The organism is Alsobacter ponti (assembly GCF_024294805.1).
In the GTDB taxonomy this organism is placed as follows: domain Bacteria; phylum Pseudomonadota; class Alphaproteobacteria; order Rhizobiales; family Beijerinckiaceae; genus Alsobacter; species Alsobacter ponti.
In genome coordinates this window covers 41,417-57,749 of sequence record NZ_JANCLU010000022.1, presented here as the reverse complement: position 1 = coordinate 57,749, position 16,333 = coordinate 41,417, and the positions used below count along the sequence as shown (strand labels likewise).

Below are 16,333 nucleotides of genomic sequence, written 5' to 3'. Positions count from 1 at the left end.
TCCGCCGGGCGCGCCCCCGCCTCACTCGGCGACGATCAGCGCCCAGTAGACCCGGTATTTCGCGCCGGGGCGGTCGACGGCGGCGATGCCGAGGCGGGTGGCGGTGGGGGCGAGCATCACCCGGTTGTGCTGCGGCGAGTCGCGCCAGCCCGAGAACGCCTCCGCCAGCGTGCGATAGCCCGCCGAGACGCGCTCCTGCCGCGCCGTCGTCGAGGCGGCCTGTTGCACGCGCGGCGTCTCGCCCCAGGTGGATGTGTCCGTCTCGGCGACGCCGGCGGCGCGCTGGCGCGCCTCTGCCGAGAGCGCCGGGTCGAGCCGCAGCGGCGCGAGGCCGTTGCGCGCCCGCCAGCCGTTGAGGAGCGACGCCGCCGCGCCCTGGTCCAGCGTCGCGCCCTGGTCGAGCCGCTGGTAGAAGGCCGGCCCGGCGTCGGTTCGCGGCTGCTCGGGCTGGCAGCCGGCCAGCGCGGCGGCGCAGGCGAGGGCGAAGACGGGCGCGGCCCGGCGGAAGGACATGGAACTCACGGCGCGGTCTCCTTGGCGGCGTCGCCGGGCGCGGTCTGCTGGGGCGCGTCGCGGCCGAGCGCGGCGCGCAAATCGGCGACCTCGCGGCGCAGCCGCTCCAGCTCGTCGAGGCCGTTGAACTCGAACTTGGTCGGCCCCGGCGCGGCCCAGCCCAGGCCCGCCTCGGTGAGCTTGCGGTAGACGGCGAAGGTGAGGTCGCTGGTCACGCGCGCGGCGGTGTCGACCTCGCCCACGAAGCACACCAGGTCGAAGCTCATCGAGCCCTCGCCGATGCCCTTGAACAGCACGCGCGGCGGCGGGTCCTCCAGTACGTCGGGGTTGGCGGAGGCGACGTCGCGCAGCGCCCCGGCGACCTTGTCGGGGTCGAGGTGCTTGGCGACGGGCACGGTCAGCAGCACGCGGCCGACGCGGTCGGAATGAACCCAGTTCTTGACGTTGCCGGAGACCAGCGTCGAGTTCGGCACGATGAGCGTGGCGCGGTCGAAGGTCTCGATCTGCGTCGCGCGCACATTGATGCGCTTGACGTAGCCCTGCTCGCTTCCGACGACGACCCAGTCGCCCACGCGGATGGCGCGCTCGGCCAGCAGGATCAGCCCCGACACGAAGTTGTTGACGATCGACTGCAGGCCGAAGCCGATGCCGACGGAGAGCGCGCCGGCGACGATGGTGAGCTTGTCGAGGCTCAGCCCGATATAGGAGGCGGAGAAGGCGAAGGCGAGGATGACGCCGAGATAGCCCGCGCCGGTGGTGATGGAGTTGCGCAGCCCGGCGTCGAGCGTCGTGTGCGGCAAATAGCGCTTCTGCAGCCAGCGCTGCACGGCGCGCGTCGCCGCCATGCCGAGCACGAACACGACCAAGCCGAGGATGATGTTCGACAGCGATAGCGTGACGCCGGCGATGGTGACGCCGAAGAACGCGGTGCGGATCGAGGCCAGCACGTCGCCGGATTCGACGCCCCACGGCGCGAGGAGCAGCAGCACCGCGACGCCGATCAGCACCACGCGCACGAGGCCGGAGACGAGGATGCCGATCTGCACCAGCGACTCGGCGGAGAGCCCGATGCTGGCCTGGATGGAGCGCGAGAAGCGCGAGCGGTGGGCGAAGATCGCCGTGATCCACTCGTCGGAGAGGATCAGCAGCAGCGTCAGCAGGCTCACCAGCAGCAGGCACCACACCGCCTGGTCGGCCAGGAAGCCCGCCAGCGCCACGAAGCCGAGCACGGCGGAGGCGATCACCGCCGAGGCGACGGCCCAGCCGACGACGCGGATGAGGCCGGTGAAGTCGGGGTGGTCGGAGACGTGCGGCCCGAGCGCCGCCTCGTCCTCCGGCGACACCCGGCGGATCAGCGGCAAGGCGCGCGCCACCGTGAGCACGGTGAGGATGGCGAGCACCGCCTCGGTCGCCACGGTGAGGCGGATGCCGGCGGCGATGGCCTGGTAGAAATTGGCGAGCAGGCGGCTCGCCAGCGTCAGCGCCGCCGCCGTCGTGGCGAGGCGCAGCAGGCTGCGGGCGGCCTCGTCCGACACCGGGAACAGCCGCCAGTTGGCGCGCGAGGGGTCCGGCGCGAGGATGCCGCCGGCGAGCCCGCGCACGAAGGCGATAAAGGCCACGGCGCCGACCAGCGTCTGGAAGCTGACGTTGAGGCGCGGCGGCAGGATGTCGAGCCCGCCGATGATCTGCACCAGCAGCCACGCCGCCGCCGTCGGCGCGACGGCGCTGACGAAGGTGATGAGCGCCGCGGCCGTCGCCTTCTGCAGGCGGGTGGGGTCGCCGATCTGCCTCTCGCGCAGCAGGAAGGCGCGGGCGTAGCGCCGCACCGGCAGCATCAACACCAGCGTCAGCAACAGCCCGGCAAGAACGGCGAACGCGCCGCCCACGGTGAGCCGCTGCACGGCGCGGTCGACGATGTCGCCGGCGACCACGCGCATGGCCCTCAGATCGGACGGGATGTCCCGGCCGATCTGGTACCAGAGCTGCGGCGAGAGCACGCTGAACGACGGCTCGAACAGCCGCCGGGCGAACAGGTCGCGGCGGCGGTCGGCGATCTCCTGCGACACCTGCTCGATCTGCACCAGCAAAGCGCGGCCGATGCGCACCGTCTCGTCGATCTCGTTGAGGGCGGCCTGGCGCTCCTCGCGCTCGCGCGTCACCTCCTGGCCCTCGGGCGCGGCCTTGTCGTCCGGCTTGGGCCCGAGCTCCTTGAGGCGCAGCCGCACCGCGTCGGCGCGCGGCGACAGGTCGTCGATGGCGGCGCGGGTGACGTCGGCGAGCGGCTCGAGCCCCTGGCGCAGGCGCTGCAGCGCCTGGTCGGAGAGGTCGCGCCGCTCCAGCCCGGCCTCGATCTGCCCGACCTGGATGCGCGCGGCGTCGAGCTTGACCTTCTGCGCGGCGACGGCGGGGGAGACGGGCGTCGCGGGGGGCTGGGTCTGCGTCTGCGCCGGCGGCAGCGCGGGCGGCGTGGCGGCGGTCGGCTGCGCCGGCGCGGGCTGGCCGGCCGCCGGTGCGGAGGCGTTCTGGCCGAGCGCGCCGCCGGGGCCGGCCGCGAAGGCGAGCGCGGCGAAGGCGGCGGCGAGCAGGAAGTGGCGAGCGCGCGTCATCGTGTCCCGTCCGGCAGCGGCGGCCGGGAGCCGCCGATTCGTCGTATGCGGGAGGATGCGGCGCGTTGCGTCAAGATCAAGGCGCGCGGCGCGGGCCGCTCCGGCGTCAGGCCTTGGCCGCCTTAGCCTTGGCGTGGCGCTCGACGCCTTCCAGGATCAGGCGGCGCGCCTCGGTGGCGTCGCCCCAGCGCAGCACCTTGACCCACTTGGTGGGCTCGAGATCCTTGTAGTGCTCGAAGAAGTGCTTGATCTGGTCGATCGTGATGGTCGGCAGGTCGGTGTAGTTGTGGACGCCGTCGTAGCGCTTGGTCAGCTTGCTGGCGGGAACCGCCACGATCTTCTCGTCGCCGCCGGCCTCGTCCTCCATGAACAGCACGCCGACCGGGCGCACCGCCATGATCGCGCCGGGCACGATGGCGCGCGTATTGGCGATGATGACGTCGCACGGGTCGCCGTCCTCCGACAGCGTGTGCGGGATGAAGCCGTAGTTCCCGGGGTAGCGCATCGAGGTGTAGAGGAAGCGGTCCACCACCAGCGCGCCGGATTCCTTGTCCATCTCGTACTTGATCGGCTCGCCGCCGATCGGCACCTCGATGATGACGTTGACCTCGTCCGGGACGTTCTTGCCAACGGGGATGGCGTCGATGCGCATGAACTCGGTCTCCAGAATGGGCGCGGGCCGCGGCCCGGGTCGCCGCGCGTTTTAGGGGCGCGGTGGACGCGCGGCAAGGACGACTTTCCGGGCATGGCCCGCGAGGGCGGGTCAGACCCAGCCGAAGGCGACGCGCTGGCGCGTGTCCGTTCCGAAGCGCTCGCGCATCTCGCGCACCTGGATGCCGCCGAGATGGCGGTAGAAGCCGCAGGCGCGCTCGTTGTCGGCGAGCGCCCAGACGATCAGGCCCTCGTACCCGTTGCCGGCGAGGTCGCGCCTTGCGGCCTCGAACATGCGCCGGCCGAAGCCGAGGCCCTGGAACTCGGGGGAGAGGTAGAGCTCGAAGATCTCGCCCCGATAGGGCGAGGCGGCGAGCCGGTTGCGCCCGTAGCTGGCGTAGCCGCGAATGCGCTCGTCGAACTCCACCACGGCGACCCGCGCGCCGCGCTCCAGCAGCGCCGCCCACCAGGCGGGGCCGCGCCGCTGCACCATGCGCTCAAGCTCACGCCCGGGGATGATGCCGCGATAGGCCTCGCGCCAGGCCGCGTCGTGCACGGAGGCGATGGTGTCGGCGTCGCGCGCCCTCGCGAGGCGGATGGTGATCGCGGACTGGCTCACGCCTGGGAGTTTGGACCGCCCGCCCGGCGGCGTAAAGGGCCGGGCCCTCACGTCCTCGTCAGGCCGGGCGGGTGGGGCGATGGACGCGACGGGGCGCTCCTGCTATGGCCAGCCGCAACCCTGGAGCCCGTGCCCACCCTTGTTTCCGTTCCGAAGCCATCCGCAGAAGCGCTACCAGGCGCGCCTCGCCCGCATCGCGCGCTGGGACCGTCCCATCTCCACGCCGTGGCGGCGCTTCGCCGCGTGGGCCAACATGCTGCTCACCGACCACGGCGTGTTCCGGCTGGTCTACCTGAACCGCCACCGCGTCACCGACCGCTTCTGGCGCGCCGCCCAGCCGGCGCCGGGCGACGTGCGCGCCGCCGCCGCCGCCGGGGTGAAGACCATCGTCAACCTGCGCGGCGGGCGCGAATACGGCTCCTGGCCGCTCGAAAAGGAGGCCTGCGACGCGGCGGGGATCGCGCTCGTGGACTTCGTGGTGCGCTCGCGCGGCGCCCCCGAAAAGGAGACGATCCTGCAGGCGAAGGAGTTCTTCGACCGGATCGAGTACCCGGTGCTCGTGCATTGCAAGTCGGGCGCGGACCGCGCCGGCTTCATGGCGGCGCTCTATCTGCTGGTCCACGAGAACCGTCCGCTCGACGAGGCGATGGCGCAGCTGCATCCCCGCTACGGCCATTTCCGCTTCGCCAAGACCGGCATCCTCGACGCCTTCTTCGAGCAGTACCGCGCCGAGGGCCTGGCCAAGGGCGTCGCTTTCCTCGACTGGGTGGCCGAGAGCTACGACCCGCGCCGGCTGGAGCGCGAGTTTCGCCCGCACCCGTTCTCCGATTTCGTGGTCGACCACCTGCTGCGCCGCGAATAGGCAGCCTCAGCACCAGGGCTTGCGGGCCTTGCCGTCATACGGGCGCGCCAGCCCCTCGCGCAGCAGCGCGGCGGCGGCGTCGTCGCCGTCGGCGAGGCGCAGCCCGGCGACCACCCGGCCGAAATACTTGTCGGGGCGCGGGTCGACGACGGTCAGCCCGCCCGCCGCCACCAGCGCCCGCAGCCGCTCGTGGGCGCGCGCCGCCGCGTCCGTCTCGGCGCGGCAGGACGAGCGCAGCTCGGGCGCGTCGACGCCGCGCAGCCGCACATGCGTCGTGACGTCCTGGCCGAGCCAGACATGGACGCGCATCTCCACCGTGTCGCCGTCGATCACGCGCAGCGCCTCGGCGGGATAGGCCCCCGCCAGCGCCGGGGAGGCGTGCGCGGCGGCCTGGGCCGGCCCGGCCGGCGGCGCGTCCGCCGCAAAGCGCGCCGCGCCGTGCCCGAGCGCCAGCCCGGTCAAAAGGGCGAGCAGCACCTGGCCTCGGCGGGAGAGGGGGGCGAATCGAACGACGCGCATGGCGTCATTCTAGCCGAAATTCCTAGAAAGGGAAATGAAGCCCAATACGAGGTAGAGTCAGGATCAAAAGTCGCTGGTCAGGCCCTTGACCTCCCAGTCGCCGTAGCGCACGGGCTCCAGCCCGCCGCGCCCGTCCTTCTCGCGCTCGGCGGCGATGCGGGCGGCCTGGGCGTCGATCTCGGCGCGGCGCGCCTCGGCCTCGGCGAGGGCGCGCCGGGCGGCGTCGCTCAGGGGGCGCGGCCGCTCGCCGGCCGGCGTGTCCGGCTCGGCCGCCGGCGGCTCGTGCGGTTCGGTCATGTCGTCGTCCTCGGCGCTGCGCCCCTCGCCGGCAGATAAAGGCGCGGCGGGGCCGAATTGCAAGCCCGCCGCGCCGGCTTGGACGCCGGCCCGCTTCCGGGGTATGACGCCCGGCGCGCCGTCGCGCGGAAGGACCCCTCATGACCACTCCCCGGCCTGGCACCCGGCCCGCGCGGCCCGTCCCGACGGATCCCCCCGGCGCGCCGGCCCGCCGCATCGCCGTCGCCGCCATCGCCGGCGTCATCGACGAGCAGCGCGCGCTCGACGAGACGCTCGACCGCCTGCTGGCCGCGCCCTCGGCGCGCGAGATGGACGAGCGCGACCGCGGCCTCGCCCGCGCCATCGCGATGAGCGCCGTGCGCCATTTCGGCCTGATCCGCCGCGTGCTGCTGGAGCGCATGGAGACCGGCATGCCCGAGCGCGCCGGCGCGTTCGCGCCCATCATGGTGGCCGGGGCGGCGCAGATCCTGTTCCTCGATGTGCCGGACCACGCCGCCGTCGACCTGTCGGTGCGGCTGATCCAGGCCGACGGGCGCGCCTCGCGCTACTCGAAGTTCGCCAACGCGATCCTGCGGCGGGTGGTGCGCGAGCAGGAGGCGATCCGCGCCGGCCTCGACCCGCTGCAGCACGACACGCCCGGCTGGCTGCGCGAGCGCTGGACCCGCCACTACGGCGAGGACGCCGCCCGCCGCATCGCCGCCGCGCACCAGGCCGAGCCGGCCGTCGACCTCACCGTGCGGTCGGACGCCGAGGGTTGGGCCGGGCAGCTCGACGCGCTGGTGCTGCCGACCGGCTCGCTGCGGCTGCGCCAGCGCGGGGCGATAGCCTCGCTGCCCGGCTTCGACGACGGCGCGTGGTGGGTGCAGGATGCGGCGGCGGCGCTGCCGGCCCGCCTGCTCGCCCCGCGCCCCGGCGAGCGCATCGCCGATCTCTGCGCCGCGCCGGGCGGCAAGACCGCCCAGCTGGCCGCCGCCGGCGCGTCGGTGCTCGCCGTCGACCGCTCGCGGCCCCGGCTCGAGCGGCTGGAGCGCAACATGGCGCGGCTGGGGCTCACGGTCGAGGCGCGGGTCGACGACGCGCTGTCGGTGGAGGAGACCGGCTTCGACGCCGTGCTGGTCGACGCGCCGTGCTCCGCCACCGGCACGCTGCGCCGCCACCCCGACGTGGCGTGGACCAAGTCCGAGGACGACATCGCCCGGCTCGCGGGCCTGCAGAGGCGGCTGCTGCGCAAGGCGGTCGACATGCTGAAGCCCGGCGGCCGGCTGGTCTACTGCACCTGCTCGCTGGAGCCCGAAGAGGGCGAGGAGCAGATCGCCGCCCTGCTCGCCGCCGAGCCCCGCGTGCGGCGCGAGCCCGTGCGCGCCGGGGAGATCGGCGGCCTCGCCGAGGCCATCGACGCGCGCGGCGACCTGCGCACCCTGCCGTTCATGCTGCCGAACGAGGAGCCGCGCCTGGCCGGCATGGACGGCTTCTTCGCCGCGAGGCTGATCCGCGAGGGCTGAGCCGGGCCGCGCCGGGACCTTGTGCGCGCCGGCAAGCAAACATTAACCATAATGCCGCCAACTGGTGCGGCCGGGGCGCATCGCCGCGGCCGTTCGCGGCGTGGCGACGCCGCCCCGGAGGTCGGCGCACGTGACGGCAAGAGCGGTCGGGGATCGCTGGCGTCTCGCCCGGATGGTCGCCGGGCACGCCATGCGCCGGCTCGGGCGGGCGCTCACCGGGCCGTTGCGGGCCTTCCGGCCCGGCGCGCGGCGCGGCGCCGCCGAGCGGCTGGTCATCGCCCCGCAGGACCTGCGCACCTCCGATCCCACCATCGCCAGCGACATCTACGCCGGCTATTTCGCGTTCGCCGGCAAGGTGGTGACGCCGGGCGGGCGCTCGCCATTCCAGGCGATGCCGCCGACCCCCGCCTGGGCGCAGGCGCTGATGGGCTTCGGCTGGCTGCGCCATTTGCGCGCCGCCGATTCCGCCCTGGCGCGGGCCAATGCGCGCGCTTTGGTGGACGACTGGATCGCCTATTGCAGCCGGCCGCGCGTCGGCCCCGCCTGGCAGCCCGCCGTCGTGGCGCGCCGGCTGATCTCGTGGCTGAGCCAGTCGCCCCTGATCCTCGAGGGCGCGGACCGCGCCTTCTACCGGCGCTTCATGCGCTCGCTCGCCCGCCAGGCCAGCGTCCTCGCCCGCGACTATGGCGGCGAGGCGCGCGCGCAGGACCGGCTGCTCTGCGCCATCGCGCTGGTCGAGGTGGCGCTGTGCACCGGCGCGTCCGGCCCGTCGGCGCGCCGCGCTGCCCGCCTGCTGTCGGCCGAGCTGGACGCGCAGATCCTGCCGGACGGCGGCCATGTCTGCCGCAACCCGCAGGCGTTGCTCGACATCCTGCTGGACCTGCTGCCGCTGCGCCAGGCCTATGCCAGCCAGGGCGTCGAGCCGCCGCGCGCCCTGCTCAACGCCATCGACCGCATATTGCCGGCGCTGCGGCTGTTCCGCCACGGCGACGGCTCGCTGGCGCTGTTCAACGGCATGGGAGCGACCTCGCACGACGCGCTGGCGACGGTGCTCGCCTACAGCCACGCGCGGGCGGCGGCTCTGGAGAACGCCCCGCATTCCGGCTACCAGCGCCTGCGCGGCGAGGCGACGGTGGTGGTGATGGACACCGGCGCGCCGCCGCCTCGCGCCGAGTCCGGCGACGCGCACGCCGGCTGCCTGTCCTTCGAGTTCTCGGACGGCGCGCATCCCGTCGTCGTCAATTGCGGCGCGCCCGCGCCCGGCAACGAGGACTGGCGGCAGGCGGCCCGCGCCACGGCCGCGCACTCCACGCTGGCGCTGGCGGACACCTCGTCCTGCCGCTTCGTCGCGGCCGACGGCATCGGCGCGCTGCTCGGAACCCCGGTGCTCGCCGGGCCGGAGCGCGTCGCCGTGCAGCGCGAGGCCGGCGGGGCGGACGGGCGGGGCGTCGCGGTGCTCGCCTCCCACGACGGCTATGTCGCCGCCTTCGGCGTCGTCCACCAGCGCCGCGTCGAGGTCGACGGCGACGGCGGCGCGGTGCGCGGCGAGGACCGGCTGATCGTCTCGCACTCCGGCCGGGCGCGCCGCGCGCCGTCCGACTACGCCATCCGCTTCCACCTGCATCCCTCGGTGCGCGTCGTGCGCGCCGCCGGTGGCCGGTCGGCGTTCTTACGCCTGCCGGGCGGCGCGGGCTGGACGTTCAGCGCCGGCGGCCTGCCGCTGGCCGTCGAGGAGAGCGTCTACTTCGCCACGGCGGAAGGGCCGCGCGCCTGCGAGCAGATCGTCGTCGCGGCGGATTTCCGCGAGACCCCCGAAATCGCCTGGAGCTTCGAGCGGGCCGACGAGCCGCCGCGCGCGCCGGCCGGGGAGCCCGAGCCGCCGCTGATCTGAGCGGCGCGCCGGGCGGCCCCTTCCTTCGGACGGTACCCACGCAAGCCGCTTCGTGCTAAGCGCCCGCCCGAACGGGCGTTCGCGGACGCCCGCCCCGCTCCCCGATGCGCGGCCGGGTCCGGTCGCCGACAACACAGGTGACTCCATGGCCAGCGATCTCCGCCGCGTGACGCGCGCGCTTCTGTCGGTGTCGGACAAGACCGGGCTGATCGACCTCGCCGCCGCGCTGCACGCCGCCGGCGTCGAGCTGGTGTCGACCGGCGGCACGCGCAAGGCGCTGGCCGACGCCGGCCTGCCCGTGCTCGACGTCTCCGACCTCACCGGCTTCCCCGAGATGATGGACGGGCGGGTGAAGACGCTGCATCCGAAGGTCCACGGCGGGCTGCTGGCCATCCGCGAGAACCCCGAGCACGAGGCGGCCATGCTCGCCCACGGCATCGGGCCCATCGACCTGCTGGTGGTCAACCTCTACCCGTTCGAGAGCACCGTGGCGGCCGGCAAGCCCTACGACGACTGCATCGAGAACATCGACATCGGCGGGCCGGCGATGATCCGCGCCGCCGCCAAGAACCACGGCGACGTGGCCGTGGTCGTCGACGCCGACGACTACGCGACGCTGCTCGCCGAACTCGCCGAGACCGGCGGGGCGACCCGCCTCGCCACGCGCCGCCGGCTCGCCGCCAAGGCCTATTCGCGCACCGCCGCCTACGACGCGGCCATCTCGAACTGGTTCATGGCCGAGCTGGGCGAGACGACGCCGAAATACCGCGCGCTGGGCGGCGTGCTGGCCGAGCCGATGCGCTACGGCGAGAACCCGCACCAGGCGGCCGCCTTCTACCGCACGCCGGAGAAGCGGGCCGGCGTCGCCACCGCGCGGCAGCTGCAGGGCAAGCAGCTCTCCTACAACAACATCAACGACACCGACGCCGCCTTCGAGTGCGTCGCGGAGTTCGATCCGGCCCGGACGGCGGCGGTGGTGATCGTCAAGCACGCCAATCCGTGCGGGGTGGCGGAAGGCGCGACGCTGGCCGAGGCCTACGCCAAGGCGCTGCGCTGCGACCCCGTCTCCGCCTTCGGCGGCATCGTGGCGCTGAACCGCCGGCTGGACGCCGAGGCGGCGCGCGCCATCGTGGAGATCTTTACCGAGGTCATCATCGCGCCCGAGGCCGACGACGAGGCGGTGGCGCTGGTCGCCGCCAAGAAGAACCTGCGCCTGCTGGTGACCGGCGGCCTGCCGGACCCGCGCGCCCCCGGCCTGACGCTGCGCACCGTGGCGGGCGGCTTCCTCGCCCAGTCGCGCGACAACGCCGTGGTCGACGACATGGACCTGCGCGTGGTGACGAAGCGCGCGCCTGACGCGCGCGAGCTGGCGGACCTGCGCTTCGCCTTCCGCGTCGCCAAGCACGTCAAGTCGAACGCCATCGTCTACGCCCGGGACGGCGCGACGGTCGGCGTCGGGGCGGGGCAGATGAGCCGCGTCGATTCCTCGCGCATCGCCGCCTGGAAGGCCGGCGAGGCGGCGCGCGAGGCGGGACTGCCGGAGAGCCTGGCCAAGGGCTCGGTGGTCGCCTCCGACGCGTTCTTCCCGTTCGCCGACGGGCTCATCGCCGCCGCCGCCGCGGGCGCGACGGCGGTGATCCAGCCGGGCGGCTCGATGCGCGACGCGGACGTGATCGCCGCCGCCGACGAGGCGGGACTCGCCATGGTGTTCACCGGCCACCGCCACTTCCGCCACTGAGCCGCGACGGCGGGCGGTCGCCGACCGCGCGGCGCTTCAACCTCGACGTGCGTTTATGTACGAAGCGACCTTACGGCAGATATGACATCTTTATCCCCGCGCATGCGCATTATATCCACGTCGAAATGACGTTTGGGGGGAGTGCTCATGAGATGGGGCAATGCATCGTTTTCGGAGTAACAGGTTCGAGGAACTGCTTGCGCATGGGCAGGTCGCCCGCCGAGGGTCTCTGGTGCGGCATGCGGAGCGCCTGCCGAATACGGATTTCCGCTACGACATTCGCCTGATCGATCGGGAACGCGTCTCGGTGGGGAACGGGCGGATCGAAGGCGTGAGGATCGCGTCCGAGCCGGGCTCCGAGTGGACGGTGGTGGTCTGTCTCGACGCTCACGCCGTCTGCCGCCAGAACGGTCGTGAAACGCGGCTGCGGACCGGCCATGGCATATTCCTGCCGCCGAATCCTTACGAGATCGACTATTACGGGGGGAGCGAACTGCTCGGCGCCCGCTTCATGACGGCGGCGCTGGCCGAAACGTGCGAGGCCCTCGGCGCGCCGGACGCCCTCGCCCGGGTCGAAAGCCGGGGCGAGCCGCTGACGTTCCTGGTCCCGGCCTGCGGCGTGTCGCGCGTAGCCCGGCTGTGGCTGGAGCGCTCCGCCGACAACGCCATCCCCGAGCCGGCGCGGGCGCGCATCGATCAGCTTCACGAGGACCTGCTGCTGGCCGAGGCCGCCGCATCCCTGATTCGCGCCGCGGAAGAGATGGCGGATCGGGCCGCGGCGGATCGCGCCAAGGCGGAGCGCGCCGTCGCCTTCATGCTGGCCAACATCGCCGCGCCGATCGGCCCCAGCCAGATCGCCCGGGGCGCCGGGCTCAGCATCCGGGCGCTGCAATACGTGTTCCGGGCCGTGCATGGCGTCACGCCGGGCGTCTATTTGCGCAATTTGCGGCTTGAGCGCGCCCGCGCCCTGCTGCTCGACCTCGGCGACGAGAGCTCCGTCGCCGACGTCGCACGCGCCTGCGGGCTGCACCATCTGGGTGAGTTCGGCGCGGCCTACCGGGCGCGCTTCGGCGAACGCCCGTCCGAAACCTTGCGCCGCGGCGGTTGAGACGAAAACGGCCGCGACCTGGTGTCCAGGCGCGGCCGCGTTCGTATTGCGTCGGTTTCCGCTGGGCGGGGAGGCGTCCTGAAAACCGACGCCTAGTCATACTGAAATAAGTCGGAAATATAAGTTCTTGAAAATGTCACCCATCTCGCGAGAAATCGGCTCCATGGTTCCGGTCTCCCGACGCTGAGCAGAGTGCATCGGCCCGCCAATTGATTCTATCGGGCGGGCGCAAGACCTTGTCGGGATCGCGCAAATATCCAGCCGCTTATCCGCAAGCCTACGGATGGAGTCGACAGCCGGGATGTTCTAGGGATAACCGGAAGTTGCAGACTTAATATTGCTGACGTTTTGGAGGCCCCTCCCGTTGCGCCGTCCTCCACCTCCCTTCGCCACCATGAACACCCATGTTTGAACGTCAGCCCGTGCCGGACTGGGCCGGCTGCCCGATCGAGCGGTTCCGCACCAGCGATCTGGAAGAGGTGCGGGCGCGGTTGCTGTCGCTGCTGCCCTCGATCGTGAACATCGAGCCTCTGTCGTCCGACTTCCTTTGCGACATCGACACGCTGCGGCTCGGCGGCGTGACGCTGATTCGCGGCCTCGGCGTGGCCAGGCGCTTGACCCGGGGACAAAACGACGACTGGGCCGTCGTCGCCAGCCTGGACGCGCGGGTCTCCGTCGATTTCGGCGCAATGCAGCTCGTGACGGACCGCAGCTACGCGATCCTGTGTCCCCCGTCCCGGGCCGACTGCGTGTTCGAGGCGGGGGAATTCCTGTGGGCGCGCATCGACGGCGCGGCGCTCAAGGCGACGGTGGAGACGATCTTCGGCGAGGAGGCCTGGGCGACGGTCCGACGCGAGCCGAGGCTGATGCCGTTCGCTCGCTGCCATTTCGCGCGGCTGGCCAGCGCCGCCTTCGCGGCGTTCTCGACCCCCATCCACGAGCCCCGGGCCGTGCCGCGGCTGATGGCGCTCTACGACGAGCTGATGCTGGCCGAAACCGCCGCGCTGGTCGCCGGGCCCACGACGCAGTCCAGCAGGCTCCCAAACCGGGCGGTCGAGCGGGCCATCGCCTTCATGGAGGCGCATTACGGCGAGGAGATCGGGTCGGCCCAGGTGGCGGCGGCGGCCGGCGCGAGCGTGCGGATGCTGCAATACGCCTTCCGCACCGCGCTCGACACCACCCCAACGGCGTTCCTCAAGACGATTCGGCTGGACAAGGCGCGAGAGGCGCTGAGCCGGCCGGGCTGTGAGGAGAGCGTGACCGAGGTCGCCCTGGCCTGCGGCTTCAATCACCTCGGCGAGTTTTCCCGCGCCTATGCGCGCCGCTTCGGCGAGGCGCCCTCCGAAACGCGCCGCCGGCGCGGCTGAGCGACGCCGCGCGTCTTCACGAAAAAGAGAACGGCCGCGGATCTGGGCAAGACCGCGGCCGTCAAGAGTGGCAAATGCCCAAGTCAAACGTGGAGAATATGACCGCGTGCTCGAAAGTAAAACTCAAAATAGAACGTCGAAATCGCGTTTCGAAAAATGTGTACTCACTTTTTGCTGTCACTGAAAATTCATGACTTGCTAACGAACCGGTTCTACTGGGCCGGAATCGCGTTCGCTATCGCGCTCGCGCAATCCGTGTCGGGGATGCGCAGTTTTCTTACGGCCAGGTAAACGACAACGGCCTTGCGCGCGGACGACGCGCGCGACTTCCGCCGCATTGCGGGCGCGATGGCGCGCCAGTAAAAGGGCGCCATGCTGCGCTACGCCAACCCGACCTTCTTCCTCGCCCTCGCCGGCAGGCTGATTCCGATCCTGTCGGCGCTGGCCGCCGTCATCGGCGCGGTCGGCCTGTGGCTGGTCTTCGCCGTCGCCCCCGCCGACTACCAGCAGGGCGAGACGGTGACGATCATGTATATCCACGTGCCGTCGGCGTGGCTTTCCATGGGCTGCTACACGCTGATGGCGATCTCCTCCATCGGCACGCTGGTGTGGCGGCACCCGCTGGCCGACGTCTCGGCCAAGGCGGCCGCCCCACTCGGCGCGGCCTTCACGGCGCTGTGCCTCGTCACCGGCTCGCTGTGGGGCAAGCCGATGTGGGGCACGTGGTGGGTGTGGGACGCGCGCCTGACCTCGGTGCTCGTGCTGTTCCTGATGTATTGCGGCGTCATCGCACTGTGGAACGCCATCGAGGATCCCAACCGCGCCGGGCGCTCGGTGGCGATCCTCACGCTGGTCGGCTTCATCAACATCCCGGTCGTCAAGTTCTCGGTCGACTGGTGGAACACGCTGCACCAGCCCGCCAGCGTGCTGCGCCTCGGGGGGCCGACCATCGACCCCTCCATGCTGTGGCCGCTGCTCGTGATGGCCGTCGCCTTCACCTTCGCCTTCCTGGCGCTGCATCTGGCGGGGATGCGCAACGAGATCATGCGCCGGCGCGCCCGCACGCTCGGGCTGATGGCGGCGCAGCAGGGCGACCGGCGAGGCGCGGCGGCGGAGGCGACGGCGCGATGAGCGGATTGGGAACCCACGCCGGCTTCATCCTCGCCGCCTACGCCATGGCGGCGCTCGTCTTCGCAGGCCTCTCCCTGCGCGCCTGGCTCGACTACCGCGTGCAGCGCGCCACGCTGGCGCGGCTGGAGGAACGCGGCGTGCGCCGGCGCTCCGCCGGCCCGGAGGGGCGGACATGAGCGACGACGTCCAGTCCCCGCCCGCCGCGCCGTCGCGCCGCCGTCTGGCCGTCGCGCTGCCGCTCCTGGTGTTCGCGGCACTGGCGCTGCTGTTCCTGTTCCGGCTGTTCGGCGGCGATCCGTCACGGTTGCCCTCGGCGCTGATCGGCCGGCCCGTTCCCGAATTTACGCTGCCGCCCGTCGCCGGGCTCGCGCGCGACGGCAAGCCGACGCCCGGCCTCTCCAGCGCCGACCTGAAGGGCGGCGTGACGGTGGTGAACGTGTGGGCCTCGTGGTGCGTGCCGTGCCGCGACGAGCACCCGCTGCTCGTCGAGTTGGCGGCCAAGCCGGGCGTCCGGCTGGTCGGCATCAACTACAAGGACCAGGCGGAGAACGCCCGCCGCTTCCTCGGCGCGCTCGGCAACCCGTTCTCGGCGGTGGGCGCCGATACGGCCGGCCGCGCGGCGATCGACTGGGGCGTCTACGGCGTGCCGGAGACGTTCATCGTCGCGAAGGACGGCACCATCGCCTACAAGCATGTCGGCCCGCTGTCGCCGGAGGCGCTGAAGGGCCGCTTCGCCGAGGAGATGGCCAAGGCCGCCGCGCGCTGAGGCGTCGCGGCCCGCGCGCTCAGGCTTCGTCCGCGCCCTTCGAGGCGTCGTGCCGCAGGATCAGCGGCGTCTGCGCCAGCGCGAACACCATGGTCAGCGGCATGATGCCGAACACCTTGAAGTTCACCCACACGTCGGTGGCCTGCGTCCGCCAGACGATCTCGTTGAGCGCGGCGAGCACGAAGAAGAACAGGCCCCAGCGGAAGGTGAGCTTGCGCCAGCCCTCGTCGGTGAGCTGGAACACGGTGTCGAGCACGTAGGGCAGCAGCGGCCGGCCGAAGGCGAGCCCGATCAGCAGCGTCGCGCCGAACAGCGAGTTGACGATGGTGGGCTTGAGCTTGATGAACAGGTCGTCGTGCAGCCAGATGGTGAGCCCGCCGAACACCAGCACCACGGCCGCCGTCACCAGCGGCATCAGCGGCAGGTGGCGCGTCAGCGCGTAGGACACGACGAGCGACACGCACACCGTGGCCATGAACAGGCCGGTCGCCATGAAGATGCCGGCGCGCTGGTTGGCCACGAAGAACACGACCAGCGGCCCGATCTCCAGCGTCAGCTTCAGCAGCGGGTGAAGGGCGCGGATGCTGCGTCCCTCGATCAGCCCGCCATTGCCGTCGGCTCCCGCGTCCTGCGTCATGACGTCTCCTTGCTCCGCCGTGCGCGGGCGCGCCACGGCTTGTGTTCCCGCGTCGACTGGGCGAAAAGCCGCGTGCGGTTTTCGCCGGATGCGCCATGCTCTAGCAGAAGCCGGCTCGCGCGCGCC

The 16,333-nt window shown here is 72.3% G+C and carries 16 protein-coding genes; 9 read left to right on the top strand and 7 right to left on the bottom strand.

Features of this window, described 5'->3' with window-relative positions; all coding sequences use genetic code 11:
• Nucleotides 1–21: 21 nt before the first annotated feature.
• The 4 genes from NK718_RS18565 to NK718_RS18550 form a co-directional block, all read right to left on the bottom strand.
• Nucleotides 22–513, bottom strand: a complete 492-nt coding sequence (locus tag NK718_RS18565) for a CAP domain-containing protein (RefSeq protein ID WP_254745414.1) — start codon at nt 511–513, stop codon at nt 22–24.
• Between the two features lie 5 nt (nt 514–518).
• Nucleotides 519–3,119 (bottom strand): DUF3772 domain-containing protein, encoded by a 2,601-nt coding sequence (locus NK718_RS18560; protein ID WP_254745398.1) that lies wholly within the window; start codon nt 3,117–3,119, stop codon nt 519–521.
• A gap of 106 nt (nt 3,120–3,225) precedes the next feature.
• On the bottom strand, nt 3,226–3,771 hold the full coding sequence (gene ppa / locus NK718_RS18555; protein WP_254745397.1) for an inorganic diphosphatase: 546 nt from the start codon (nt 3,769–3,771) through the stop codon (nt 3,226–3,228).
• Between the two features lie 111 nt (nt 3,772–3,882).
• On the bottom strand, nt 3,883–4,389 hold the full coding sequence (locus NK718_RS18550; protein WP_254745396.1) for a GNAT family N-acetyltransferase: 507 nt from the start codon (nt 4,387–4,389) through the stop codon (nt 3,883–3,885).
• 139 nt (nt 4,390–4,528) lie between these two features.
• Here NK718_RS18550 and NK718_RS18545 point away from each other — a divergent pair, with 139 nt between their 5' ends.
• Nucleotides 4,529–5,251, top strand: coding sequence for a protein tyrosine phosphatase family protein (locus NK718_RS18545; protein WP_254745395.1), 723 nt, complete (start codon nt 4,529–4,531; stop codon nt 5,249–5,251).
• A 6-nt stretch (nt 5,252–5,257) separates the two neighbouring features.
• On the opposite strand, the gene NK718_RS18540 is transcribed toward NK718_RS18545, so the two are convergent.
• Nucleotides 5,258–5,770, bottom strand: a complete 513-nt coding sequence (locus NK718_RS18540; protein WP_254745383.1) for a thermonuclease family protein — start codon at nt 5,768–5,770, stop codon at nt 5,258–5,260.
• 63 nt (nt 5,771–5,833) lie between these two features.
• Nucleotides 5,834–6,067 carry a DUF1674 domain-containing protein gene (locus NK718_RS18535; protein ID WP_254745381.1) on the bottom strand — a complete coding sequence of 78 codons (234 nt, stop codon included), beginning with the start codon at nt 6,065–6,067 and terminating at the stop codon, nt 5,834–5,836.
• A 140-nt stretch (nt 6,068–6,207) separates the two neighbouring features.
• Here NK718_RS18535 and NK718_RS18530 point away from each other — a divergent pair, with 140 nt between their 5' ends.
• The 8 genes from NK718_RS18530 to NK718_RS18495 all read left to right on the top strand — a co-directional run bounded on the left by NK718_RS18530 (nt 6,208) and on the right by NK718_RS18495 (nt 15,570).
• Entirely contained in the window at nt 6,208–7,569 is a 1,362-nt protein-coding gene (locus tag NK718_RS18530; protein WP_254745367.1) for an RsmB/NOP family class I SAM-dependent RNA methyltransferase, read from the top strand.
• Between the two features lie 130 nt (nt 7,570–7,699).
• Nucleotides 7,700–9,460: a heparinase II/III family protein gene (locus NK718_RS22115; RefSeq protein WP_254745365.1), complete on the top strand. Its 1,761-nt coding sequence runs from the start codon at nt 7,700–7,702 to the stop codon at nt 9,458–9,460.
• A 145-nt stretch (nt 9,461–9,605) separates the two neighbouring features.
• The gene (gene purH, locus NK718_RS18520; protein WP_254745363.1) at nt 9,606–11,198 is read left to right on the top strand and encodes a bifunctional phosphoribosylaminoimidazolecarboxamide formyltransferase/IMP cyclohydrolase; all 1,593 of its coding nucleotides are present in this window, start codon (nt 9,606–9,608) and stop codon (nt 11,196–11,198) included.
• A 232-nt stretch (nt 11,199–11,430) separates the two neighbouring features.
• Nucleotides 11,431–12,306, top strand: a complete 876-nt coding sequence (locus tag NK718_RS22110) for an AraC family transcriptional regulator (protein WP_254745361.1) — start codon at nt 11,431–11,433, stop codon at nt 12,304–12,306.
• A 404-nt stretch (nt 12,307–12,710) separates the two neighbouring features.
• Nucleotides 12,711–13,673, top strand: a complete 963-nt coding sequence (locus NK718_RS18510; RefSeq protein ID WP_254745359.1) for a helix-turn-helix domain-containing protein — start codon at nt 12,711–12,713, stop codon at nt 13,671–13,673.
• A 372-nt stretch (nt 13,674–14,045) separates the two neighbouring features.
• Nucleotides 14,046–14,804: a heme ABC transporter permease gene (locus NK718_RS18505; RefSeq protein ID WP_254745357.1), complete on the top strand. Its 759-nt coding sequence runs from the start codon at nt 14,046–14,048 to the stop codon at nt 14,802–14,804.
• Nucleotides 14,801–14,980 (top strand): heme exporter protein CcmD, encoded by a 180-nt coding sequence (gene ccmD / locus NK718_RS18500; protein WP_254745355.1) that lies wholly within the window; start codon nt 14,801–14,803, stop codon nt 14,978–14,980. Before NK718_RS18505 ends, ccmD begins: the two co-directional genes overlap by 4 nt.
• On the top strand, nt 14,977–15,570 hold the full coding sequence (locus tag NK718_RS18495; protein WP_254745353.1) for a DsbE family thiol:disulfide interchange protein: 594 nt from the start codon (nt 14,977–14,979) through the stop codon (nt 15,568–15,570). Before ccmD ends, NK718_RS18495 begins: the two co-directional genes overlap by 4 nt.
• 19 nt (nt 15,571–15,589) lie before the next feature.
• On the opposite strand, the gene NK718_RS18490 is transcribed toward NK718_RS18495, so the two are convergent.
• Nucleotides 15,590–16,207, bottom strand: a complete 618-nt coding sequence (locus tag NK718_RS18490; RefSeq protein WP_254745351.1) for a septation protein A — start codon at nt 16,205–16,207, stop codon at nt 15,590–15,592.
• Nucleotides 16,208–16,333: the final 126 nt, after the last annotated feature.